This window comes from Poriferisphaera sp. WC338 (genome assembly GCF_050931845.1).
Lineage (GTDB): Bacteria > Planctomycetota > Phycisphaerae > Phycisphaerales > Phycisphaeraceae > Poriferisphaera.
Map to the genome: position 1 here is coordinate 635,325 of NZ_CP194516.1, position 25,451 is coordinate 660,775.

The following is a 25,451-nucleotide window of genomic DNA, read 5'->3' on the forward strand; positions in this document are numbered from 1 at the left end:
CAAGTATCATGACAATGAAATGGGTGTTATTTCCATCCCTTCAGCACGAACGAGTGTAGGTGCGATGCGAACAATTTGCGTGCTTTCATGGACCTCGGTTCCTTCGATTATGGCAAACGTTCTTTCGGCGGCAACTTGTCCGACCATTTGCCAATCAATCTTGATGAGGGCGGTTGCTCTCTGGGGGAATAATAGTTTTTGTCCGAGAGCCGATTCTAGCCAATCGAGGTGCCAAGATTCAAAGTGTATCATCTCGACTTCTTGAGTTTTAAGCCATGCTTCTTTGTCCTCACAAGAACAAGGGTAGATTAGTGAAGGGCTTACCATTGAGTTTTCAACAAATACACCTGTTGGAGGATGTTCCAGTGCAAGTAGCTGGTCCATCCCATCGCGCCCCTGGAGTGGGCCAGAAGCAGAAGTATGCTCTGCTGTTTCAACAACGTATTCATCTGGCAAATCAATACCCGCTGCTTGGAGTCCGCAGCAAAATCCTGCGAATGTTTCGGCACTAACAGGGTCTTTCTTTGCCCACCATCTAATGATACCAATACGTTTGTGTCCCTGTTTAGCAAGGTACTCTGCTGCCATTCGTCCTGCAGTGAAGTTATCAATTACAACTGAGTGTATACCTTGTATGTTATTGGTGTGACCAATTTGGACAACTGGTACACCATTTTCAGTAAACCATGCAACGACATGCGATGCCAACCCGTGTAGATCTGTTGATACCACAACTGCTGCGGGCTGCGCTTCAAGCATTCGTATTAGCTCGTCACGAAGATCGGATTTATTGCGAACGGATAAAAGCTCAAATCGAAGATTGATTCCATTTTCTACAAAGAATCGGCTTAGCCCACTATGTTGATCAAAGATAGGTTTATAGGCCTGAACATCCTCAAACTGATCTTGATGGCAAATATACAGAACGGGATAACGCCGCGCGAAAAGTCGATACCCCGCATCACGAAGCCGCTGTTCTAGCAGTCGGCGCGTGCTTGGTGATAGTCGGCCTTTCCCGTTTAGCGCATGCGATACAGATGCGACTGATACTTTGGCTTCACGGGCAATATCTTGTAGTGTTCGTTTTCGATCCTGCTTAATTGGATATTCCAATCGAAAAGAGGTTTTGTATGAATGGGAATGCTATCGGAGTGCGCGATTTAACGCCATGCGTTTTGTGAGTCAAAAGGCATAGGCTGATGTACTTTGGAAACTTGAAAGATCAGCAATAATTGTGGCTTACTCCATGGATTATCCGGAAACGATCCCGATTGTACCGAACTTCACGGATACGTGATATATTAAGATCAATAATTTTGTCTAGGGTTAATCATTTTGTCAACTTAAGTAGGAAATTCCTCAGCGATGACTGAATTTCATGAAATTGAATAATGGTGCAGAGATAACACCTCTATCTAGCAGATTTGATTGTGATGTAGAAGTAGATCACTTTCTATGTGAAAAAGAAATTACCTCAAGGACAAAAAGACGTTCCTTTTTGGGGTGCGTATTTATATAATTGCTTAATCAGTATTTAACTGATTTTCCTTCTATATTAAAACACTGTTGAAGTCATTCAAATCAATGGCATTGCTGAATCTGCGGCTTATTCATCTGTTCATGTGGTTGACGAATCTTCGGCAATATTGGTTACAAGATCGAACATGCCATACAACGAAAAATCAATTAAGCCACTCACTGCTCGTGATTATGAGCAGGCAATACAATTTTTGAATCGTACCTTTAATTACCAGCGGGAAAATGGTTTCGAGTACTTTTTGTCAGGACTTTATAAGCCTACTGATGAATTGATGAACTGCATTTATGCCATATGGGAAGGCGATAAATTAATTGCGACTCTTGGTATTTACCCAATAGATTGGTGTTTGTACGATCAGAAACTTCGAATTGGTGGAGTCGGCGGCATTGCGGTGGATCCTGATTGGCAGGGCAAGGGGCTTATGGGATTAATGCTCCGTTTTGCAATCAAGCAAATGAAACGTGATGGATATCAACTCTCATATCTTGCTGGTTTACGAGATCGTTATCGACGATACGGTTGGGAAGTTTGCGGATGTCAGAATGTTGCACGCTTTACCCCGTCATGTTTTAAACGCATTCGAGCAGCTGACTCGCAAGCGGATTCATTGAAATTTAGGTCAATCAACCAAAATTCAGAGACCATTGCACGTTTGTATGAGATTTATTGTCAGCAGAAAATTAGGTGTGAACGACCTGCAGATAGATTTGAAGATTTTCTTCGACATGGTGCTCTTGAGCCATATGTTGCTTTTGATTCCTCAGACCAACCTATAGGTTATGCCACGATAGATTCCAATAGGACAAGTATTAAAGAATTAGTTCTTGTTGATAATAAGCAACAGTTAGCAGCTCTTAGCTCATTTCAAAATGAAATACAATTTGATGATCTTGTGCTTTATTTTAGGCCATGGGATATGGAGTACTTACGCCAACTCGGAACGTGTGCAGAGAGTATTACACTCCAATCTTCGGGTAATTGGCAGATTTTTGATTGGCTTGCAACGCTAAGTACACTATTGAATGCTCGTTGCCGTATCAGTCACATGATTGATGGGAAAGTGAATATTGAAATCAGTGATATTGGTCGGCGTTATTCATTAAGTGTTGCTCATAATCATGCTTCGGTTTCATTAACAGAAGAAGAGCCACAACTTACAGCAACAAGCGAGCAATGGATGCGAATATTATTCGGCCCAACGCAGCCTTCTGGTGTAATCTCCATACCATATAATGCACGTATTCTTGATGCATGGTGCCCATTGCCATTGTCCTTGATGCCAATCGATCATGTCTAGGAAAGCATTTTCACGTTAAATATTGTGATTCATATTTTAATAAAAAACGCAGCTCGCAATAATTGCGAGCTGCTTAATAAAGAGAGAGTGATTAAAAGATATTTAAGGTAGATACCAATACCCGAACAATAACTCATCCTTACGAGGTTTCAGGTTCTTTAATCGCTCGCTGGGCATCCAGCCTTCGGGCATTAAGCAAGCAGCGGTAAAAATGGTTGATGACGTGGTTTCATGAATTGTAAACTCACATTTAGGCGTATTTAATGTTGGATGCGCACTCCAGCGACGGTGAGCAGGAATATATTTGTTTTCTTCTTTTATAAAAGAAACTTTCTTTCCGCCAGGAGCCGGGGAATCCCAAACATTATTTCGGAACATATAATATCGCGGCCCATTGGTAATCCCATAAAGTGTGATGCCCGGATAAGGATCAAGGAATTCATCTTCCTCACTTGCTTCATGTTGAATATGAATCGGATAGCTGAATCCTAAGCTAGTGGTCCATGACATACCCATTGGATTGGCACCCAAAGTAAAATCTGCATTACGAGCAATCACATCCAAATACCGTTTGTCGCGGGTCATTTGATATGAGATGAAAGCAGAGCGATTCATGTTCGTTGTGGTTGAATCTCCCCAAGCAAACAATTCTCTTGTCATAGCGCTTGTATTGCGATAAGGCATTGCTTCTGTAACTTGAATCAAATTTTTGCCAACAAAGGCTCCACCATTAGTTCCAGAACCAACGGGAACACCTTTAAGATAGATATCTCGCCAATAATTCACTACATCAGCACTAAGATAATTTTTAGCTGGGCTATTGATGATGTCCCAGTAAATCCAAGCGGACCAATCTTTATGGGTAAACTTCCAATTGAACGGTTTCTTTGCTTTTCTGCTGATCGTTCCGAGATCATCTAGGAATTTTTTATCTTTGGTGAGTTTGAACAAACGCAGTTTAGCGTGCACAAGATAAGGGTAATTTAATTCCTCTGTTTCGCTCCATTTCATTTCAAATGGTTCACCCCTACCTCGATTCTTCTTTCCGTGAATCGTGATATTTATCAGAGCATTGTCTGGGTTAGTACCGAACTCATAAGCACGGAGGGCAGATTCTTTATATGTCTTAGCCTGCTTTGCATCGAAGGGTTCGACCAGTTGCGCATATTGTGCCGCGGCGGCAGCATACGTTAGTGATGTCCACCGTGTGCGCTGGCCAAATGCGTAATCAACATCTGCGTCGATCTTGGGGTGAGTCCATGTTTCTAGTTGCCCACTAACACCCCCGCGTTTATCTTGGCTATGGCGCCAAATACGCAATCCCCATTCGGCCTCATCTAGAATGTCAGGAATGCCATTTCCTGACTCGTTGAAGTTTAACTGGCCATCTGTGAATTTTTCAGGAAATTGCTCGTATGCGGTTAACAGATCAAAAACGACCACGTAATGATCTTCTTTACGGTCCCAATCTGCGGCATCATACCACCCGCCTTCGACCTGAGTTGTTTTCTTTGTTCGATCAATACTTCCACCAATAATATCGAATTGGTTACTGTTCATTTTATTTACACTGGCAAAACCACCCCCATGGCGTGGCCCAATGATTGCTTCGGACTCGTATATTGGTTTGGTATGGTAGCGTTTACGGGACCAAGGCGTATATTTCTTGTCTAGCTTAAAGCTACCGCGCTGATGGTATAGCCCACGCATGGCAGTATAGAAAACATCTCCGTATACATCATCACTTATTCGGAAAGGCCAGCTACGACCGATACCCGGTACGGAGATGAAATAATATCCTTCCTTCTTGATACTACTCAAATCCAGTTGATAAACGTCTTCACCGGAAATTAAAGGTTTGGTTTTAGATTGGCTTCCATCTTTGTTAATGTATCGCTGAGATTTAGCTCGCAGTGTCGGTTTACCACGATAAACCGTTTCTCCACTGGAAACATCAATTACCTCAAATGTTTTGGCGTGTGAGCAATCTAAGGCACCAAATTCAAATAGATAGCAGCCTAAATAAGCGTACTTGCGTTTGGCGGATGCTAAGTAGCCGACTTGATTTACTTTGATTGAACGTGCAACCGTCTTCTTCTCATCATATAGAAATCTAACCTGTTTTTTGTTCTTTAGACGAATCGTGTAGTGCTTCCCCGATTGCATTGCCTTAGGCAATTCCAAGTAGGAATAATGTGCGTAATCAATGTCATGACTACCAGGTATTTCTTTCCCGCCAAGTGATACGAGCAGACGTGTAGCACGCATGGGAGAAAGAGGAGTTGTGTACTGCGAATCATCACTGCTGGAGATTGTATAATAATCAGGATTATCTAAGTCCCGTTCTCCAGTATTCTCACGAGCCTGCGAGATAAATTTATCACGCACAGCCCAGCTTTCTTTATAACTCACCCAATCTTTTCTTCCGACCTTTAATGATTCATCCCATTTTCGTAGTAAGTTATTGAGACTATTATTGGATAGTTTGTTGATTTCGTTGACAACATCATCAACGTTCTTAGTTGCTACAATTACCCAGCGATTAGACAATATGAGTACCTGATCAACACCGCGGTATTCAGGTTGCTCCATCGGGAATTGGCCAATCAAATCCTCTGGGAAATCCGCGTAGTCTGCTGCATTGCCGACACTACTTGAGAATATCAGCAAGGCAGAAATCAGAATGTTTCTTATTGTTGTTGTCATGCTAATCCTTGTAAATTTTAAACACATTAAACTTGTGGTATTGATTCTGACATTAACTCAGATTCGAACGAAGCATAAAACTTCATCACTATGAGACGTCATTTGTTGTTGTTTGCGTTACTTGGAGGGTCTCGTGCGAGTATGGTGCGGAAAGCTTTAAATACGGGTGCCAAACATCAATGTGGCGAGTGAACTCAAAAACAGCAACTCCGGTATGCGCCATACTTATTGGGCATAGTGGATACGTAGGGATGCCGAGCAGAAAGGATGCGAGCCGACCCAATGATCCGCCGTGTGCTACCAAAGCAATATTACGTGAATCATCTGGATCATCCATTACATAGCCACCGTGCCTTGCATGTACGCCAATGTCCGACATCCATGAGACAAAACCAGTAATCACACGATGCGCCATTTCTAGCGCACCTTCTCCAAGTTCAGTTTTCCATGTTTCTTCGGGATACTTCTTAGAAACACGCTGCATCATTTCCTCATACTTCGCATTATCACCAGCAATTAATTCTGGTGCAGGTCGCCATTCCATGGCCCAAGGTAAAACTTCAATTTCATTGTTAGTGCAAGATGCGAGAGGTTGAGCTGTTTGTATCGCTCTGCCTAGTGGGGATGAAAAGATGCGGTCAAAGGGTACTGCACTCAATGCATCGGCCATTTGGTCAGCCTCCGCACATCCCAAAGGTGACAGGCAATCACTAAGGTGTTTGCTTGCATCGTATTGCCGATGGGCATCACCAGCCATTTCACCATGTCTGATCAGATATAATTTCATATATTATTCCATGCTCAAATTTAGTACTTAAATATTAATAGAAAAGTTCTCCATAGCATTGCGATAATCCTGAAGATGCCACGCTTTAACGGGTATATCTCCATGTTCCAATGTTGGAAAATTTCTAAGAAAGCGGCCGCGATAAAGATATTGTTGAATTTCCTGTAATCGTGTGTTCGCATTAATCAGGTAAATTATGGATTTATGCCCGTTTTTAGCGGTCAATGTTATGCGACCATTAGCTGGCATCGCCTGGCAGATTGTGTCCCCAGTTACGCGGCCTTTTTCATATGATTCTCCAAGTGCGCTTTCAAATGATATTTCCCCATCTCGAAATATAGAATTACTTTGAATAGAAAGATTAACACTTGAGATCATCGGTTTGGCCAAGGAGGTTCCTTGGGGTAGAAGGTATATAGGTGCTGTTATTGCCACATCACGGTAGCGACCATTGCTTTTGCGCTGCGAAAATGCTTGTGCGACTAGATAGTCACGTCGTTCAATTGGCGGGAGTTGTATTGATACAGAACCTGTGGGCACATCTTTTTGTGACCACCAAACGTGTCCGTCTCTGCCAACGAGTTCGACAAGATCAAGTCGTGTTTCAGGATCAGAGCTTCCAATAATTAGATCCACACTAACTCGGTCGTTTGGTGCGATTTCCAGTTTGGTACCAACGGGTTGCCCTGCGGCTTGCAATTCTAATAGCGGGCCACTTGAGCATACGGTGTGTCCGTGACGTATTGAAGCTGCGAGTTGTTTGGAGTCAATGGTGGCGTGAGGCTTATTTGAATGACTATGTGGGGTATATGTTAGGAAAACATCGGTGCGATCATGTAAATTAGTAGCTGATAAACTAAGATCCATTTCAGCTACAGGTGTTACACAGAATCCTTCATCAAGCAATGCTCGCCAGATTGCTCGGTATTCGGGGCGATCGGCTTGATAGCCCATAACAACCATGGCATCTAAATACCCGTCAGCCAATACATGTGCAGGCATCTCAGTTGCGATATTTGTTATAAAGCGTCCATCATTGCCGCGCCACCAACTAGTTGGATGTGCCCAGCATGCGACTGCCCCATGAGATCGTTGAATTGCAATTATTTGCGAATATGTCCGACGATTGAATGGCATTGGTTCATCATCATCTTTTAATGCATCTGGATGTTGACACACCCATTGATCATAATCTTGATCAAAATCATGCCATGCCGTCATTTCTTGTTCGTAACCAACCCACCATAGATGCCCAAACCGTCCTTTGGGTGTTTCGTTGTCTAAGTAAAAATGAACTTTCTCATTCGACATACGATTGATCGATTCAAGCATTCGGTTTACTTCATCACGATCGCATTGAAGTAACGATTCTTGATCAATTTCTTCACTATTGTTGTAATAGGCCCATCTATTCTCGCCCTCATATAATGCATAGTTCTTGACGGATTTCGGCGTATATGGCGACCCCATTCCTAATGCATCGATTTGATTTTTCACGCACCAATCTGAGAGCTGGTGGTAGTTATATGGCGGACGAACGGTGCCGCCATGATGTGAAACACCTGAATATGTATGTGTATGCGTAAGTATAGAAATGTATCGCTGGCGAAGCATTTCATATCCGTTTTCAATCTGTACAAACTCACCACGACTTAATAACAAAGAATCCATAGATATTTAATCCAATCACATTCCGCATACTGCTATAAACGAAACCGCACCATAAATATGGGCTATTGGCAACTTATATTTCAAAGTTGCCAATAGATTCCATATTGTGTTTCGCAAATTGAGAATCATTTAGAATTATTTAGCCGATCGACGCTTTATGTTGCGTGCAGCTAAAATCAGCCCACCGAGGCCGGCCAGTACAAAGCTGCTTGGCTCGGGAATACCGATTGCTCCGTGATATACACGCAAATCATCAAAGAACAGATCACGTTCAGGAGCTCCACCCTTAGTTTTTATTTCAAAGTTAAAGCCCGCCATACCATCTGGAGCGGGGATAGCATCGGCGACAATAACCGAAGCATCTACAAGGATCGTATATTCATACCATCCATTTCCTAGATCAGACACGCTATCTAACGACCATCCGGTTTTTGCCGAATCTGTGGTTGGGGTATCTAGGGATCCATTTGCTGCGGTTAGTATGATCGCATCACCAGAGGTGCTATCTTTGATCTGGAGATTTGCTTGTTTTGCTCCAGCAGTAGGGCCATCTTTTAGCTTGAATTTGAATGTTACATCTAAATTCAAGGTAGGATCTACTAAGAATGTTCTTGTGTCAGCGGCAATGACTGGATTCGTCCAGTCGGCTGATTGTATGCGCATGATACCATCACCAACGCCATCATCACCTAAGTCGGCTGTGAGAACGGGTGCGTTCGCGCCGGCGGCGATTGTTGTCCAGATTGGATCAAATGTAGCGCCGTCAAATGTATCTTCAAATATTAGTGCTGCAGAAGCAGACGAGGCTAAAGATCCGAGAAGTAAGCTGGTTAATACAATATTCGTTTTCATCTAGTGTCCTCCATAAATTAATCATTTATGATGTAAAGTAAATATCGATATGACAGAAATAATAGCTAGTAATATTCTTTCTTTTCTCCTTGTTTCGCCGCCATTTCGATCCTATTAGAAAACAAAACAATAAAAATTATTAATGTAAGCAGTTTTGTACTGATTGTGGTGGTTAGGGGGTGGGGTCATACCTCTCAATTTCCCTCCATGCTCGGTCCTGCCATGGGAGTTGATCTGCGTACCACGGAGGGCCCAGGATATTAATGAGTCTGCTCTCTCCCGTTCCGGCTTCTAATTCGCCCCAGCTCTCGGCGTGGCCATCAAAAAAGCCAATATTGATCACGTCGTTCTTTGTGCCATGGCGAAACATAAGGTGATTGCCTGGAGCCCATCCGCCTAGCCAGACATTCTGACTTTCTGTAAAACAAAAGAGGGCGGAAGGATTTTGCATCTCGAGCAGGGATCTATATGTGGGATTGACAGGGTGAGAATACCACCATTGGTCGTTTCTACTTGAATAGAAGGAGTTGATGGCATAATCAAAGCCATGGTTGTAATGGTTCCCGCCAGCCGTACTTACAGGTTCAAAAAAAGGTGCACCGGGGATTGAGTGATTGTAGCGACGGCCACCATCTTCGGCGTTAGGGCACATCATCGCGCCCTCCTTATCTCCCTCTAAATAGTCATCTCGAAGAAGCTTCCACCAAGGGTCAAGATCGTTTGGCGCGTTGTCTTGCGATGCCATTGGGATGTAATCTTTGTTGTCGCTAGCATAAATGGTCAAGGCGTAAGACATTTGCCTGACGGTACTCAGGCAGCTGACGGTGCGTCCTGCTTCGCGAGCGGCACTAAGTGCTGGCAAAAGTATGGCAACAAGTAAACTTATAATGGAGATAACTACAAGCAGCTCGATCAAGGTGAATCCCGAGGCGAAATTTACCTGGGCATGTTTCGGTGTGCTGCTCTTGGTGTTATGGCTTTTTGGGGGTACTGCTTTCACAATGAATTCCTTTCAACGCAATACTTAAATAGCACTCTGACGAGCATTGCGGGCAGTCTTAATCTCAATCTGCCCTGATATAGATATGACACGCTGTATATGAGGCGGAATCTAAAATTTGCTGAGTTTCGCCTTTGTACCTCTTCTTGTGACAGAGTCGTTTGCATGCAGAACCAAAAGAAGATTAATAAAGATTAACACATGGCGTTATTCAAATCAAGTTTCTTTTATTTTTATTCGGAGATTTCTTGTGGAAAGGGGCGTAGTAGGGTTGGGTGTATCCAGGTATTCAGCATAAAAGTCACGTAAGTATCTTAAAATAAGGTATTTAAATCCATAAGGCTCGCTTTGTTGGATTGGTGGTATAAGCAGACGAGTTGTTTGTGAAGGCTATTTGGAAGATTTGGAAATGATTAAAAATTGGTAAAATATGGTAACGGATTGGTTCGGATGATGATAAACTTGGTTGGCGGTGGCTTGGGAAATAGATGTGGCATGTTGGTCTGTTTGCCAGTTGTCAGGCTAATTTTGCTGGAACATCTATTGCTGTTGAATAGGGAGGGAGGCGGCCGCAAAGGAAGCTTTCGATGTCATAAATGGAGAACGTAAGCGGATTGAATTTATGTAAAGCTTTATGTTGAGCTATAGAAACATCCGTGCTTCTTCTATCTTTATATAGATAGGCAGTATGCCGGCGTAAATTTTGATACCTGATCGCCTTTGCAAGTGGGTTTTACTTAAGAGACAAAAAGTATCGTTTCGCTCTTGGATGTGTTGTATCCATAGCAAACTACTTAAATAATTACAATGGATCATTAGATATGAAAATTCGGCGTGTGCACTATGTCCTTAGCAGTCATTGGGACCGTGAATGGTATCAGGCATTTCAGGATTATCGATACAATCTCGTCAAACTTCTTGATCACGTTTCTGCTGGTATTGCGGACCAGCGGATGCGCGGACCTTTCCAGACTGATGGACAGGCGATCATGCTTGAGGATTATCTGGAAATTCGGCCAGAGAAGAAAGGTGTTATTCAACAGCTTGTTAAGCAACATAAGTTAAAGATTGGTCCATGGTATGTCCTGCCGGATGAATTTCTTATCAGCGGTGAATCGATGATCCGCAATCTCCGTCTCGGCAGGCAAATCGCTAGGGATTTTGGGGCTGAGCCCTCCAACGCTGGATTTGTGTGCGACCTGTTTGGGCACATTTCGCAGCTACCGCAAATCCTTAAGAGTTTTGACATCAAGGCTGGATTTGTTTGGCGAGGCAGTAACCAAATTGAAAACAGCACGTTGCAATGGCAAGGTGCAGATGAGTCTCAGATCGCCTGCTACCGTTTCGGCATTGATGGCTACTGCGGTTTTGCTGCACATGTTCGACAAGCGGGAGATCATGTTAATAACGTAACCTATCAAAAGATTGTGGATGCTATACGCAAATTTCTTGCCTATGAATCAAAGCGTTCCGAGATATCGCCATTGATCATGTTTGATGGCGCGGATCATCTTGGCTGGGACGAAGATATCTATAATCATCTTTTTACAGCCTTCGAGAACAACGAATTTCCCGGCTATGAATTGGTGCATTCTGATCTTGACACTTATTTAAACGAGTTGTTGCAAGAATCAGATCAAATTGAGGCCACATGGAAAGGTGAGATGCGCGAACCGGGCACGTTGCCAATCGAGCAAGATTCGCAATGGCTTATTCCGGGTGTGGCATCATCGCGCGTCTGGATTAAGCAAGCTAACGCAAAGTGCGAATCGCAACTTTGTGTATGGGCAGAACCATTCAGCAGTATCGCGGAGTATCTTCTGCAAACACCCTATCCAGATGGCTTCCTCGATCACTCATGGAAATGGCTCATCAAAAATCATCCACATGATTCGATATGTGGTTGTAGCATTGATCAGGTACACCGCGATATGGCATTCCGCTTTAGCCAAAGCAGTCAAATCAGTAACCGTATCACACTTGAAGCAACTCAGGGAATTGCGGGGCATATTGAAGGCGATGTGACCGACGATCGGATGCGTGTGGTAGTGTTCAATGCTTCACCACATGTTTTTGAAGGTGTTACTTCGCTCACACTGAAGATACCGGTCGATTGGCCTGGGCAACTTAATCATCGAAACTTCGAACACGAACCGATTTTTTATCTTGAAGATTTTGCGGGTCACGAGCTTACCTATCAAACATTGGCAAAAAAACTCAAATGCACGCACACACGTTTACGCTATAACAAATTCCCAGAAGCCTATAAGATGCACGATGTTGATGTAGCTTTATCGCTGAAGGTTCCTGCACTCGGTTATACCAGCTTCTACATAGCCAAAGGCGATACGGCGAACCCGTTTCACGGTGCAAGTGGTATCCCCTTAGCGACAAGTGATCATGGTATGTCGAATGCATTCTTAGATGTCACCGTAAACCGGAATGGTTCACTCACCTTACATGACAAGCAAACGGACAACACATACAACGATTTGCTGACTTTTGAAGATAGTGCCGATATGGGGGACGGCTGGTATCACGGCAATCCCGTCAATGATCAGGTTTTTACATCAGCCGCAGCTTCGAGTGATGTCGCCATCATTCACAACGGACCGTTGCAATGTACGATGCGCATTTATACGCGTATGAGGCTACCTGAACATTACGATCGCTTAGGCGAGCATCGAACAGTATCACACTCGACTTTTGAAATTGTTTCTGATGTAACCTTGCGGCATGACTCTAAATACCTAGACATTCAAACGCGCATTGATAACAACATTAAAGATCATCGTTTGCGTGTGCTTTTCCCAACGGATTGTAAGAATGATCATTATCTTGCAGATGCGCCATTTGATGTTGTTGAGCGTTCTATTTCGTTGCGGCCAAATCGTCACCGAGAGCGTGAAATTCAAATTGAAACCAACCCACAGCAGCAATGGACCGCGGTCTATGACAGTCGACGCAGCCTCTCTATTCTCTCACATGGTCTATATGAATCTGCAGTTTGCGATCTACCTCATCGGCCTATCGCCCTGACACTTTTCCGCTCCACTCGTCGTACGGTGCTTACCGATGGTGAGCCGGACGGGCAGCTACTACAGCCGCTCAAGTTCAACTATAGAATTTTGCCCGGGCAAGGTGAGCCTGATCGTACCCATCTATTTAATCTTTCCCGTGAACTGGCTGCAGGGTTGCGGAGTGTGCAACTCAATGCGGCGGATCAAGCCAACTGGGGTAGCTCACAAAGAACACTTCCACAAGAGACAGGTTTCTTCCGAACTTCCGGAGCAGCAGTGTTAACCAGTGTTCGTACTATTAATGACGCGCTGGAGATCCGTCTTTTTAATCCAAATGAAACAGCGAGTAAGACAGAAATTATTTTTGATTCGGCAGCACCCGTTCAGGCCATACTGGTTAACTCAGAAAGTGTTGAAGTGACCAATGTGCCGGCACCAGTCATTTCTGGCAAGCGGATCATATTAGATTTCAAGCCAAAACAGATTCTTACACTTCGCACCATCTTGCAGTTTTAGAGTGAGATCAAAATAATCTGAAACATATGAGGGCTACGGCATATGGAAACTGTTAGAAATTCTCTTCAGATAATTTGGTTTACATTTATCGTGGTAATGATTCAGGTCATTATGCTTGGCGGGCCCTTTACGCATGCGGAGTCTAATCATGAATTAAGCGAGGAGATTGATTTGACTCTTTCGCCTAATACGGAATTGCGATTTTTGATAGACTTGGCTTCGCAGCAGTTGGGGATGAATATTCTTTATGATGAAACGATCAATAACAAGCGGGTAACGCTAAAGATGCAGGGGAAGATGACTAAAGCGAATCTTCTACAGGTTCTGCAAAGCGCGCTTGAGATGAAGGGGTTGATGCTGGTCGATGACCAAGCGGGGTGGAAACGTGTGGTACAGATTAAATCGCTCAGTAATTCGGCGGAAATATTACCAGATATTGCAATGACGGAAGAGCGTGCTGACTATGATGCAGTGACGTGGTTTTATCAATTTAAGTATGCGGGGGCACAGGCCTCGCAGGTTCTAATCAAGCCGATTCTATCGCAGCCGGGCGGGAATGTGAATGTACTTGTTGATCAGAATGCAATTATCGTGACAGACTTTTCATCGCGAATTGAGAAGGTCCAACAGATTTTGGGGTTATTTGATCGGCCGGGTCGAGAGACGGTGGTGGAATTTTTGAATGTAGAACATGCTGATGCTGCGCAGTTGGCTCAGCAGGTAACGAAATTACTGGCACAGAAGAAGCAAATTAGCGGTGGGGCGGGTGTGCCGCAACAGGAAACAGTGGCGGTGTTGCATGAAGACAGAATGAATCAACTTATTGTTCTTGGCGTGCCTGATGCTGTTGCGGAGGTAACAAGATTCGCAACGTCATTAGATCGGGTGATCCCACGGAGTGTTAAGGTGTACCGTTTGAAGTTTACTCAGCCAGATAGTTTGAGTGAAATCATTCATAAGCTGATTAAAACGGGGTCAGCTCGTCATCAGAAGTTTGAGATCGTTGCTGATGATAAAACGATGTCTCTTATTGTGGTTGCGGTAGATCAAATGCATGAATCGATTTCAGAATTGATTGGGCAGTTTGATGTGGAAGCGGATTTTGTACAGCGGCCAATCCGTTCATATAAATTGAATCATGCGGATGCAGAGGAAGTGTTGGGGACGATCCAGAGTTTACATGATCGTGGTTTTATTGAGCAGGGGATTGTTGGTGTTAACGGGCAAGCGATTGAAAGGAACGCGGAGAGTAATATTTTGCAGGATGCTTATAGTTTGGACTCCGGCGTAAATGTGACGGCGGACAAGAATACAAACAGTATCCTGGTGATGGGGCCGCTACATGTGCATCAGGTATACGAGCAGCTTATCTCACTTTTAGATAAGCGCCGGCCACAGGTTCTAGTGGAATGCACGGTTGTAACGTTGGATAAGAACGACAATGAATCTCTAGGCGTTGAGCTTGGAGGCGAGGTGCGTTTGAGTCATGGTATACGTTCACAGCTCTTTAGCAGTTTTGGATTGGGTGAAGTTAATGCTGAGACCGGAGAGAAGGCATTTATCCCAGGACCCGGCTTTAATGGCACGCTTATTAATACAGATGTTGTTGATCTTCTCGTGAAAGCATTGGCTACTACAGGGAAAAGCAAGATATTGGCGATGCCAAGGCTACTCGTCAACGACAACGCAACAGGTAAAATTGATAGTATTAATGAGGCACCTTTTACTAGTGTCAATGCATCGGACACGGTATCAACCACAAGCTTTGGGGGTTATGAATCGGCGGGTACACAGATCTCTGTGACGCCACATATTGCGGAAGGCGATCATCTCAGGCTTGAATATAACATTACACTGAACAGTTTTTCGGGCGAGAGCTCAAATGGCAATCCGCCACCCCGACAGACCAATACGATTACCAGTGAGGTCACAGTGCCTGATGGATATACCATTGTGGTAGGTGGTGTAAGAAGATTTGATCAGACTGAATCAAAAAGTGCGGTTCCGATACTGGGAGAATTGCCCATATTGGAGTATCTTTTTAGCAGCCAAGAAAGAGGGGATTCGCAGTCCGTGATTTATGTGTTTCTAAGGCCCATTATTTTACGTGACGATGATTTTTCTGATCTGAAGTATTTCTCAAGTAAAAGTCTTAGGCAGGCAGAACTGGATGAAGGGTATCCAAGTAGCCAGCCACTACTCATGCAGTAGCAAAGAATACTTATGGAGTAAGAGGTGGATGTGATTATGTTAGGCATGAGGACGCGTCAGGGTTTGCTTAGGGGGTGGCTTTATTCATATCATCTAATGCGTGTGTTTGTGGCCAGGTTGCGCGGCAAATGACTAATCATTTCAAAACTTCTTGATATGTTTGTGTGGCATCATGACGGGGGTGAAGGAGGTCGGATCAAGTATTCGGCATCTCTGGATTAGGAATGCAGAGGTCCAAGGTGACTTTTGAAGGGTTTGTATATAAAAAAATCCCATTTGATCCTTCAAGCAAGGGGCAAATGGGAAACCCTGGTTTGTTTTCCAGGGGAAGCGGAGAGGGAGGGATTCGAACCCTCGGTAGGCACAAGTCCTACACTGGTTTTCGAAACCAGCACCTTCAGCCGCTCGGTCACCTCTCCAAATGGCTGAATTCAATCGATTCAGGGGAATGAGTTTAGGGAATCAATGCCCACCTAGCAACTCATACACGTCAAGCCCGCATTCTTCCAATCGCAAGCTCTTTCCAATGGGGAAATCTGGTTCAAGGCCGCTCCACTTTCCACCTGCCGCCGTTTCAGATATCGTTATAGTGACCCTAATTAGGAGCAGACGATGAATCAACCCGCTAATACGAATACTGCCGCGTTCAAGATTGGCCAGCGCGTCGCGGTCACCAAACAGATTCCACGCAAACTTGAAAACTGGAACACCACCGTTGAAGGTACGATCGAAAAATTTGAACAACAAAAAACCGGTTCGTGGTTTGCTCATAGTAAAGATGACAAGCTCTGGCTCGACCGGTTGGTTCTCCGCAAAGACGATGGTGAAATTGTCGTATGCAACCTAGATCAATATACCCGTGTCGAAGTTAAAGCCTGAATCATGTTGCTGACGTGACACTTGGCTGGTACATGTAGCAGATTTATGTGTTAGACGGCGATAAGATAATCAGATGGACAAGTCAGACGACAACCCATCATCAGATCATGGGGCACGCCAATCGCAAACTGATTTTGCCGGTGGTTGGCATCCTACTTTTGCAAGCACCAAGCGTTACCTCATTATCGGCGCGGTCAGCTTTGTTCTTGTGATATTGCTGACAACATTTCGATCCCATGTACTTCCAACAAATCCGAACAAATCAAACACTAACAGGGGTGGCCCTATGTCGATGATCAATCTTGTCTCTGAAGGGCTTCCAGCAAATTATCCCTTCCAATCTGATTGGGAAGTTACGCCGCGGCATTTAAAACAACTTATGGATGAACAAGGTGATTATGTGTTGCTTGATGTGCGCTTGCCGGAAGAGTACAAGATTTCACACATTGAGCCGAATACATTTATACCGATGCAAGAGCTTGCGGGACGGTTGAATGAACTGCATGGACGCGAAGATGATCATATTATTGTGATCTGCCGTTCGGGGCAGCGGTCTTTGCAAGTTGCAGAATTTTTGCGTCAGCACGACTTCACGGATGTTCACTCACTTGCGGGCGGCATCAATCAATGGGCTGCCGCGATTGATACGTCTCTGCCGCAGTATTAGTCTCAAACTTGTCACCGACTAAGCAGAATTAACGGGGAACTTCTTCCGCTCCACTGCGTCTACAGATACAGTGTGTTTGTTGTGATTGGCAGAATCTCATGAACAAGGAGCGAATGGATGAGCAATCGATTTTTCCCATTGGCGGTGTTTGGTTTTGTAGCACTTATGACAGCTGTTCTATCTGCGCAATGGTCAACCAGCCAGTCGAGTTCTTTCAATAGTGAGGTCAGGCTTGAAGGACGATTAGAACGTGTTCATTTCAGTGATGGTACGATCATGACGCCGGGCCAACTCGATGGTGTGAAGCAGGTGAAGGTATACGATGATTTTATCGTCGTCCGAAAACCTGGCCGCACGGGTGCCGCGATTATTCCGATGGAAAGCCTTAAATACCTGATGCTCGATTAACGATATACCAAATATCCCCCCCGGCTCATACTCAAGCCAAGATCCACATAACCTGGCCGCATTCTCTTATCTCCATCCTTTGGGAGTTTGAGTATGCCCACTCTGTTTCGTTTTGTATTTTTGCAGTTGCTTGTCGTTTGTCTGTTGCTTATCGCTTCAGGCTGTGCGGCTCAGTACCGTATGCCCACGACCGCAACCGAAGTCGATATGGCACTTGATGCGGGCTATCCAGATCTCACCGTCAATTTTGATTCTCCTCTATTGAAAAAGCGTAAAATTATTCTTACCACCGATATTAATCCGCTATCTGGTCGTACTATTATCGCGCATATGATGTATCTAGCCGAGCTTGACGACACTGCGCCCATTGATTTTTATATCAACACTTCTGGCGGTGATCTCGATATTGCACTTGCGATCATACAAACCATGCGTCAGATTAAGCCACCTGTAAATACACATGCGCTCATTGACGTGAAGTCTGGTGGTGTGCTTTTGGTTGCGGGAGGTACAGGGAAACGTATTGCCTATAAAAACTCATTGTTCACGGTACATGGCGGGGTTGCTTCGCCCGGTACGCCGATTGACTACAAGGACAAAGCCTTGAATGTTTATCACCGTGTAATTTTGCAGACCATGAACCTTCCTGATACATGGTTCCCATTGCAAGGCGGCATTTATCGTACCATGACCGCACAGCAGGCCATGCAGTATCAAGTCGTTGACGAGATCATGGACCCGCAGCACAAGGTGTCGTTGAAACGATAAATGAGGATATTCGGGTTAATGCGAAGCTATTTTCTCAAATAAACTGAGGCACGCACCTTCTCTTAGTATGTTGCGTGACACCAATCAGGCCTATAAAAACAGGTAAGTCTCAATGCAAACACATGTCCGTTTTATCAAACTGAGAATTTATATATCTATGGTGTAATTGATCAATATCGCGACTTTCTTTCCTGAAAAACCTACCTAGTATTTAAAATGGCATCAACCTCGTTCAAATCAGAAACCACCTCGAAGTATGAGCCGCCTTCGAACACGCAGTTCTCGGTTTTTCTCGACAACCGTGTAGGAAAGCTCAACCATTTAATCGAGCTTTTTAATGCACCTCAGCTAACGCTTGCTGGCTTTAGTGTGATTGATGCTGCGGATCACGCTGTTGTTAGATTGTTGACTTCGCGGGCCATTCTTGCCAAGCGTTTGCTTGAACGGCATGGCCTTCCTTTTTCACAACATGATGTTCTTGTTGTTGAACTCACCAATGGGTCGACGCTTGAGGATATTTGTACTGCGATGTTGTCTGCGGAAATCAACATCAATTATGTTTATCCGCTTCTCGTTCGGCCTCGTAATCTACCGGCGTTGGTGATTCACGCAGATGACATTACTTTTGCATCGCAGCTACTTCGTAAACGCTTCTTCGCGCTTCTTGGCGAGAATGATCTTGGCGATAACGCGACTGGCAATACCCCTTTTGATCCTGATCAGCCGCCATCTTCGGGCGGTGATGGTGGGTCACCGAAGAAGCCACAACCTCCAATGCCGCCAAACCTTAGCGGGGGCGGATCAGTTCCCGGCCCTAATGGTCCAATCCCGCCTGGTGCGGGTGATGTGCCACCACGAGGTCCAAGCCCTTACAACTAGTGCGGCTTAGCCATGACATTCATCAACAAAAAAAGCCCACCGGTTTTTGCCGATGAGCTTTTTTTATGTATCTATTCAGTGATTAGATCAAACTTTGCCCGGTCATTTCTGCCGGTTGATCAAGACCCAACAGCTTCAATGCTGTTGGCATCACATCGGCCAGTCGCCCACCCTCACGAAGTTTCACATCTGATCCTTCGAGGTCCGCGCCCACGACGATGCACTCAACATCGTAAAGTGTGTGAGCGGTGTGTGGTGCGTTAGTGTCTGGGTTGAACATTTGCTCAGCGTTACCGTGGTCCGCGGTCACGATCAACTTTCCACCCTTGGCGAGTGTTGCATCGACAATCTCGCCGACACAAGTATCAACTGTTTCCACCGCTTTGATCGCGGCGTCCAGTTTACCGGTATGGCCGACCATGTCGCCGTTAGCAAAGTTTACAAGGATGAAATCTTCACCGTCTGCAGCATTGATCCGATCCAGCACGATTTGTTTGATCTCAGGAGCCGACATCTCCGGTTGCAAGTCATAAGTTGCGACCTTCGGAGACTGAGCCATTTGGCGGCCTTCACCCGGGAACGGTTCCTCACGGTAATCATTGCAGAAGAACGTCACATGCGGAAACTTTTCCGTCTCCGCACAACGGAACTGTGTTTTACCCATCTTTGAGAGATATTCTCCGCCGATGTTCGCCATCTTCGGTGGCTTCACGTATGCCACCAGTAGATTCGGCCAATCCTTAAAGCTCTCGTCATACGCGGTCATGCAAACATATTTTAAATCAAGTTGTTTGCCACGATCGAAACCCTTTTCGCCACTGTCAGGGGAGGGCAATACATTGCCATAGAAGTCAGGCTGCATGAAGGCGCGGGTGATCTCACGTGGCCGGTCGCCGCGATAGTTGTAGAAGATCACGCTGTCACCGTCTTTGATGCGAGTGCTTTCTGCATCACCCACTGTTCGCGGCATGATGAATTCATCGCCATTCTGCGAATCATTTGTCGGATTGTCGTAGTAGCCCTGAACCGCGGTGAGTGCATCGTCATAATTCGGAGCTACTTCACCGTTCGTTTCACCCTTTGTGAACAGGTCATACGCCATCTTGACCCGCTCCCAGCGATTGTCTCTATCCATCGCATAGTATCGACCAATCACACTGGCGACCTGGCCGACGCCAAGCTCATCACACTTTTTAACGATCTGTTCAATATAACCTTTGCCAGTGAATGGCCCAGTATCGCGGCCATCACAGAACAAGTGGATCGCGACTTTTTTCTGCCCACGCTTCTTACAAAGTTCAATGCAAGCAAACAAATGTGTGAGCAAACCGTGTACACCCGCATCACTAGCAATACCCAGTAGATGCACTGTGCCGTCATTGGCTTTTGCGCGGTCAACTGCTTCGACCATCGCTTTGTTCTCAAAGAATGATCCGTCACGGATCGACTTGGTGATGCGTACCGATTCCTGGTTCACGATGCGGCCTGCGCCGATGTTCTGGTGCCCAACCTCACTGTTGCCCATCGTGCCGTCATTCAGGCCCACATCCTCGCCGCTGGTATGGATCAGTGTCCACGGATATTTTGCCAGCAGTTCATCACCTCGCGGCGTGTTCGCCAGCTTGATCGCATTGAATTCATCATGGCTCTCGTTCGGGTTAAATCCCCACCCGTCACGAACGATCAGTACCACTGGTTTTGCACTTTCAGACACAGCTTCATCCTTTCTGGAGGGAGTCCGACACCCTGCCGAGCCACCCAATCAATCATAAACTGTTTACTTTTTGTTTGGTTTGCTCGATTTGCCGACGCTAAAATTGTTGGCCTAGCGGTTGGCAAACAAAGAACACTTTCCCCTCCTTTTCTCCAAGATTGTAGAGACTCCGCCGTTGCCTGTCATACCGCTGGTGTTCTCGCCAAATATGCTGTGTGCATGCAATTCCCTCTTGATCACTCCGTCATTATCATATGGAGGCAAATAAGTTCCTGGAGCCCGAAATGACTCATCACTCAGATGACCCAATCTGTAGCAAGTGCAAATACAATCTGCTTGGTCTGCCTAACATTGGCAGTTGCCCCGAGTGCGGGAACGCATACAACCTGACTACGGGCAAGGGGGTCGGTATTTCTGCCTCAGAGCAAGTCCAGAAATTTGACCGTATTCTGGCTCGTTTCAAGACCATTTTTTTCTTCTGCGCTGCGGCTACCTCCATCCTGATTGGGGGTCTTCTCGCCCAAATTTCAGATAAGCCGGGTAAACCCCTTCTCATCTCCGGGCTCATCGCCATCATCTTTCTGATGCCCGCGATTATCTCTCTGCTCCCTGACAAGCGGTAAAGTATCGGACATCATGTGTCCGTAAGTGCCTGCTGAATGCTTTACGGAGATTGCGGAAAAAAAATTTCTACATTGCCTACAGGAAGTCTCAAACTCAGACGATATGATCCGTGTGAGTTGGGTGGCGTCAATGTTTCGCCCCGATGTTTCACAAGGAGTTTAGTCAAATGTTAAAAAGTTCCACCGCATTAATGTCACTATTTGCTGTAGTATTGACCATCACTTTACTGGGATGTTCGACCAGCCAGCCAAATGTTACGAATGACTTTGGCACCATCACGGGTTATGTCGATGGCAATCCACAAGCGGTTGCGACAGCAACAGAAAAAGCGTTGACCGATCAGAAGTACATTGTGATCAACAAATACGCAGGTGCAGATGATGCGAAGATCATCGCCCGTACTGACAGCGATGAAAAGGTCGAAATACGGATTACTAAACAAGGGAACAACGTGTCCAAAGTACAGATCCATGTTGGATCCATGGGCAACGAACCGAAATCCCTTGAGATCTTCGATAACATCCGCCAGCACATGTAAGCCTAGCGGGAAAGGTGGTTCCGTCCCCGGTGATACACGCTTGATCACGGAAGAAATAGCGGGTATCGGGAGCAACCCGGGATAAGTGGTCTTTACCTTGCGGGATAAGGATCATGAGCCTTCACGGATGAGACTTTGGGAAGACACCGTGCCATGCTCCACGTCCTGCTTGAGTGAAAACTCGGGCAGGGCATTTTTTATGCGCCTACTAAGATCATGCTTATGTATATCGTTTGGTGCGGGATGATAATTTCTGATGCTGTGAAGTATGGATTTTATGTGTCGTGTTTTGCAGTGTGTGATTCTTTCTTCCTCACATACAAATCTACCCACGCAAATGTCAGTCCGAAAATGAATCCTTGCATCAATCCCAAGCCTGCACCGATCAGTAGGCCGGTTCGTTTTGCCTCTTCGATGGATGTGATTGAGTGTGTATGTTGTGTATGTGTGGCTCCCAACGACCGTTGGTTGATTGTGATGCCATCTGGTGCATCAGCTGCAAAGTAATAGCCACCAGCAGCGGATAATCCGACAAGCAGTACGATAGTTAGCAGTGTGATGATGATAAATCGTATGACCATAACTGATCCCGCACGGGCTGGGTGCTTTATGATCATCGGCAGACTTGGTTTACACCGGCGATTTTGTGACGCGCTTCAGTTCGAGTTGGCGTGTGCGGCGGACCTGCTGCTTAAACTTAGGTGTTGCCCATAGTTCATGGTCTGCAATAGCCAGCACGAGCCCCATGCCCAATCCGCCCAACAAGCCAAGTATCGAAAATACAATCGCATCTTCGATGAATTCACCCCATGGCATCACAGATGGCGTTCCATTAGGTTCGGTTGTGGTTGATGATGCTGTATGCGTGAGGGTGTTTTGGGTGAAGTGTCCTGCCCCCGCCAACACTGCACACAGCAATGCGGTACCCAACATGACCCCTATAAATCTCAACATGGCATTCGCTCCGCGATGGATCTGCTTCAGTAAAGCACCTTATATGATAAAGCAAATGATCAAGAGCTGGCATAGAAAACACATCAAAAAAAATTATCGGACAAGCTTAGCACAAAGTCTGTAAATAAAGCATGTTAGCGTTTAGTGAGAATGATAGGGAAACACATTTACCCGTATGGTCCGGGTGGCTGGAATTGATCTGGCGCTGATTGCCAAAGCTGGTTTGGCGCGATGCATGAAAAACCCGCCAGCATAGCCAGCGGGTGGGAAGGGGGAGGGATAGACATTATTAGGCCGAAACTTCAATCCTTGATGTTCACAGCCTGCGCTGAATTAGTTCATCACTTTTTTACGACGACGCATCGCTGCCATTGTGCCAATCCCGAGCAGTGTAAGCGACGCGGGCTCTGGCACAGTTGCTGCTGCAATGTTCAAATCTGATGCAGAGAAGAATACTTCGCCGACAGGATCATTCCGCTGCCATGCGATCCAAAGCACATGATGGCCGGAGCGATCTTCCGGGATTTCAATATCGAAAATGTAGTGGTTGCCGTTCAATACCGGGTTAGGTCGGCCGAGAAACTCCATTTGATCCCAATTCATTGCTGTATTTGGGTCCCAATCTTCAGTCGTCATCCACACATCCCAAACGCTTGGTTCGTGCACCGCAGTGGCATGGAAGTCCACTGTTAGCGTTTCGCCTGCTGTTGCATCTGTGGTTGGCCATTGATCGCTCACTTGATTTAATCCTGAGTACTGGCTGTTTCCACCTGAGGCAATTTGGCCATCCGGTACCCACGGCGAGTAATCAAACCCAGCGGGCAAACCTGCTTGAACGGCCGCTGGAATATTCTGTGAAACCTGATTCCATGTGTAGTAAGCATTCTTGCCGTCCATTTGAATTGCTTGACGTGCAAGCTCAAACGATGGGTTCTCCGGATTTGATTGCCGTACGTTCCATACGCGACTGGCTGGTGAAATGGCCGACCCGTGACCAAAGGCGACTGTAGCAGAAGAAGAAAGTGCGATCGCAACAGTAAGGCTAAGTGCGTGTCTCATAAACCAATTCCTTTTAGTTGAACAACTGGGGCTAAACACTCGGCAGTAAACACAAACGCCGAAACACTGCCGCGCAGTCTAAGGACCGGGACTGTGAATCACCTTCTAATTTCATGTGCTTGTGAATTATTTTCTGTTAGCGATCAGTCACTGACGTGTGTCAATAGGTTCTTGCTTAGCGGAGCCGTTCTTTTTGTGTGTCTTAGTAGACAATGTTGATTTTATACTGAAAAACAAGTGTTTTTGATTTCTTTCGCAGGTGTGACTGTCGCCACTTGTTTGCGGAATTGTGGTGGAGATTTTACAGATACGTCATCAGATAATGTCTAATCATCAGATAGATGCTGTCATGCGCAATAAAAAACCGCCAGCGTGAGCTAGCGGTTATAATTGTTCATGTAGTGTCTATCTTGTGGATAGATTTAAGTTACTCCGCAGGGTTCGCGTGGTTCTGTACTTTGCGTTTGCGGTCAATTCGTTTCATCAAACCCGTGAGCACTTTACCCGGTGCGACTTCGACCATCTGCATGTCTGTGTTGGTTGCAGCCCACTGCATTGATTGGCTCCAACGTACAGGGCTGGTTAGCTGTGCGACTAAAAGTTTTTTGATCGAGGCAATGTTTTCATTGTCGTGGAGTTTGCCAGTAACGTTCGACAGTACCGGTACCTTTGGCGTTTCCCATTCAACTTTATCTAAAGCTGCTGCAAGCTTGTCTGCTGCTGGCGCCATGATCGGTGAATGGAACGCGCCGGCTACCGTTAATGGTGTTGGTTTCAATCCCATTTCGTTGGCTACTTTAACTGCACGTTCACACGCATCCAATGATCCACTTACCACAACCTGCATGGTCGAGTTAAAGTTGGCTGGCACGAGGATCCCATCGCCCCGTGCTTTATCACACAACTCATTGATTGCTTCTTCATTCGCATCGCCGGTGATTGCGACCATGGACGATTCGGATGCGTCTGCAGCTTCCTGCATTGCCTGGCCACGCAATCTCACCAGTCGCAGCCCGTCAAGAAAGTCATACGCACCAGCTAGATGCAGGGCTGTGAACTCGCCTAATGATAAGCCCGCAGTGAAACCGATCGGCGCGATCGCTTCGGTTTCCATCAAGGCTTGGTAGCAGGCTACGGAGGTGGTATAGATGGCTGCCTGTGCGATGTCTGTCCTGTTCAGCTCTTCAGCTGGTCCTTCAAAGCAGAGCTTGGAAAGTTCAATGCCCAATTCAGCGTCTGCTGCTGCAAAGGTTTGTGCTGCAACGGGATACTTGTCGAACCACGCCTTGCCCATTCCCACAGCTTGGGCACCTTGTCCCGGACACAACACGAAAGATTTTGCGGTCTCACTCATCTGTCTT

General features: G+C 45.7%; 21 protein-coding genes and 1 tRNA gene. 10 read left to right on the forward strand and 12 right to left on the reverse strand.

The annotated features are described in order from the left end of the window. Nucleotides 1-6: 6 nt before the first annotated feature. Nucleotides 7-1,113, reverse strand: coding sequence for a LacI family DNA-binding transcriptional regulator (locus tag ACQ6WK_RS02565; protein ID WP_432799177.1), 1,107 nt, complete (start codon nt 1,111-1,113; stop codon nt 7-9). A 551-nt stretch (nt 1,114-1,664) separates the two neighbouring features. Here ACQ6WK_RS02565 and ACQ6WK_RS02570 point away from each other — a divergent pair. Beyond that, nucleotides 1,665-2,837 carry a GNAT family N-acetyltransferase gene (locus ACQ6WK_RS02570; protein ID WP_432799178.1) on the forward strand — a complete coding sequence of 391 codons (1,173 nt, stop codon included), beginning with the start codon at nt 1,665-1,667 and terminating at the stop codon, nt 2,835-2,837. A gap of 102 nt (nt 2,838-2,939) precedes the next feature. On the opposite strand, the gene ACQ6WK_RS02575 is transcribed toward ACQ6WK_RS02570, so the two are convergent. From ACQ6WK_RS02575 to ACQ6WK_RS02595, 5 genes are all read right to left on the reverse strand, one after another. Further along, complete coding sequence (locus ACQ6WK_RS02575) at nt 2,940-5,543, reverse strand: glycoside hydrolase family 9 protein (RefSeq protein WP_432799179.1); 2,604 nt, start codon at nt 5,541-5,543, stop codon at nt 2,940-2,942. An 88-nt stretch (nt 5,544-5,631) separates the two neighbouring features. Further along, nucleotides 5,632-6,330 carry a histidine phosphatase family protein gene (locus tag ACQ6WK_RS02580; protein WP_432799180.1) on the reverse strand — a complete coding sequence of 233 codons (699 nt, stop codon included), beginning with the start codon at nt 6,328-6,330 and terminating at the stop codon, nt 5,632-5,634. 27 nt (nt 6,331-6,357) lie between these two features. Next, on the reverse strand, nt 6,358-8,001 hold the full coding sequence (locus ACQ6WK_RS02585; protein ID WP_432799181.1) for a hypothetical protein: 1,644 nt from the start codon (nt 7,999-8,001) through the stop codon (nt 6,358-6,360). Nucleotides 8,002-8,136: 135 nt separating this feature from the next. Continuing rightward, nucleotides 8,137-8,853: a PEP-CTERM sorting domain-containing protein gene (locus tag ACQ6WK_RS02590; protein ID WP_432799182.1), complete on the reverse strand. Its 717-nt coding sequence runs from the start codon at nt 8,851-8,853 to the stop codon at nt 8,137-8,139. A gap of 172 nt (nt 8,854-9,025) precedes the next feature. Further along, nucleotides 9,026-9,853, reverse strand: a complete 828-nt coding sequence (locus ACQ6WK_RS02595; protein ID WP_432799183.1) for a type II secretion system protein — start codon at nt 9,851-9,853, stop codon at nt 9,026-9,028. A gap of 821 nt (nt 9,854-10,674) precedes the next feature. Here ACQ6WK_RS02595 and ACQ6WK_RS02600 point away from each other — a divergent pair. Together ACQ6WK_RS02600 and ACQ6WK_RS02605 are read left to right on the forward strand one after the other, a co-directional pair. Then, nucleotides 10,675-13,389, forward strand: a complete 2,715-nt coding sequence (locus ACQ6WK_RS02600; RefSeq protein WP_432799184.1) for an alpha-mannosidase — start codon at nt 10,675-10,677, stop codon at nt 13,387-13,389. Between the two features lie 96 nt (nt 13,390-13,485). Then, nucleotides 13,486-15,600 (forward strand): secretin N-terminal domain-containing protein, encoded by a 2,115-nt coding sequence (locus ACQ6WK_RS02605; RefSeq protein WP_432799185.1) that lies wholly within the window; start codon nt 13,486-13,488, stop codon nt 15,598-15,600. A 331-nt stretch (nt 15,601-15,931) separates the two neighbouring features. Here the strand turns inward: ACQ6WK_RS02605 and ACQ6WK_RS02610 are convergent. Then, a tRNA-Ser gene (locus ACQ6WK_RS02610) sits at nt 15,932-16,019 on the reverse strand. 193 nt (nt 16,020-16,212) lie between these two features. On the opposite strand from ACQ6WK_RS02610, the gene ACQ6WK_RS02615 reads away from it, so the two are divergent. The 5 genes from ACQ6WK_RS02615 to ACQ6WK_RS02635 all read left to right on the forward strand — a co-directional run bounded on the left by ACQ6WK_RS02615 (nt 16,213) and on the right by ACQ6WK_RS02635 (nt 19,201). Continuing rightward, a complete protein-coding gene (locus ACQ6WK_RS02615) occupies nt 16,213-16,479 on the forward strand; it encodes a hypothetical protein (RefSeq protein ID WP_432799186.1) in 267 nt (88 codons plus the stop codon). 73 nt (nt 16,480-16,552) lie between these two features. Beyond that, nucleotides 16,553-17,146, forward strand: coding sequence for a rhodanese-like domain-containing protein (locus ACQ6WK_RS02620; protein WP_432799187.1), 594 nt, complete (start codon nt 16,553-16,555; stop codon nt 17,144-17,146). A 117-nt stretch (nt 17,147-17,263) separates the two neighbouring features. Next, nucleotides 17,264-17,554, forward strand: coding sequence for a hypothetical protein (locus tag ACQ6WK_RS02625; RefSeq protein ID WP_432799188.1), 291 nt, complete (start codon nt 17,264-17,266; stop codon nt 17,552-17,554). A 93-nt stretch (nt 17,555-17,647) separates the two neighbouring features. Beyond that, a complete protein-coding gene (locus ACQ6WK_RS02630) occupies nt 17,648-18,322 on the forward strand; it encodes an ATP-dependent Clp protease proteolytic subunit (protein WP_432799189.1) in 675 nt (224 codons plus the stop codon). A 216-nt stretch (nt 18,323-18,538) separates the two neighbouring features. Further along, complete coding sequence (locus tag ACQ6WK_RS02635) at nt 18,539-19,201, forward strand: hypothetical protein (protein ID WP_432799190.1); 663 nt, start codon at nt 18,539-18,541, stop codon at nt 19,199-19,201. Between the two features lie 82 nt (nt 19,202-19,283). Here the strand turns inward: ACQ6WK_RS02635 and gpmI are convergent, their stop codons facing one another. Next, nucleotides 19,284-20,915 (reverse strand): 2,3-bisphosphoglycerate-independent phosphoglycerate mutase, encoded by a 1,632-nt coding sequence (gene gpmI, locus ACQ6WK_RS02640; protein WP_432799191.1) that lies wholly within the window; start codon nt 20,913-20,915, stop codon nt 19,284-19,286. A gap of 284 nt (nt 20,916-21,199) precedes the next feature. On the opposite strand from gpmI, the gene ACQ6WK_RS02645 reads away from it, so the two are divergent. Both ACQ6WK_RS02645 and ACQ6WK_RS02650 read left to right on the forward strand, forming a co-directional pair. Beyond that, nucleotides 21,200-21,538, forward strand: a complete 339-nt coding sequence (locus tag ACQ6WK_RS02645; protein WP_432799192.1) for a hypothetical protein — start codon at nt 21,200-21,202, stop codon at nt 21,536-21,538. 167 nt (nt 21,539-21,705) lie between these two features. Continuing rightward, the gene (locus tag ACQ6WK_RS02650) at nt 21,706-22,077 is read left to right on the forward strand and encodes a DUF3568 family protein (protein ID WP_432799193.1); all 372 of its coding nucleotides are present in this window, start codon (nt 21,706-21,708) and stop codon (nt 22,075-22,077) included. Nucleotides 22,078-22,352: 275 nt separating this feature from the next. Here the strand turns inward: ACQ6WK_RS02650 and ACQ6WK_RS02655 are convergent, their stop codons facing one another. From ACQ6WK_RS02655 to fabD, 4 genes are all read right to left on the reverse strand, one after another. Next, a complete protein-coding gene (locus tag ACQ6WK_RS02655) occupies nt 22,353-22,658 on the reverse strand; it encodes a hypothetical protein (protein ID WP_432799194.1) in 306 nt (101 codons plus the stop codon). Between the two features lie 49 nt (nt 22,659-22,707). Next, nucleotides 22,708-23,031, reverse strand: coding sequence for a hypothetical protein (locus tag ACQ6WK_RS02660; protein ID WP_432799195.1), 324 nt, complete (start codon nt 23,029-23,031; stop codon nt 22,708-22,710). Nucleotides 23,032-23,364: 333 nt separating this feature from the next. Beyond that, nucleotides 23,365-24,090: a lytic polysaccharide monooxygenase gene (locus ACQ6WK_RS02665; protein WP_432799196.1), complete on the reverse strand. Its 726-nt coding sequence runs from the start codon at nt 24,088-24,090 to the stop codon at nt 23,365-23,367. 427 nt (nt 24,091-24,517) lie between these two features. After that, on the reverse strand, nt 24,518-25,444 hold the full coding sequence (fabD, locus tag ACQ6WK_RS02670; RefSeq protein WP_432799197.1) for an ACP S-malonyltransferase: 927 nt from the start codon (nt 25,442-25,444) through the stop codon (nt 24,518-24,520). Nucleotides 25,445-25,451 lie beyond the last annotated feature (7 nt).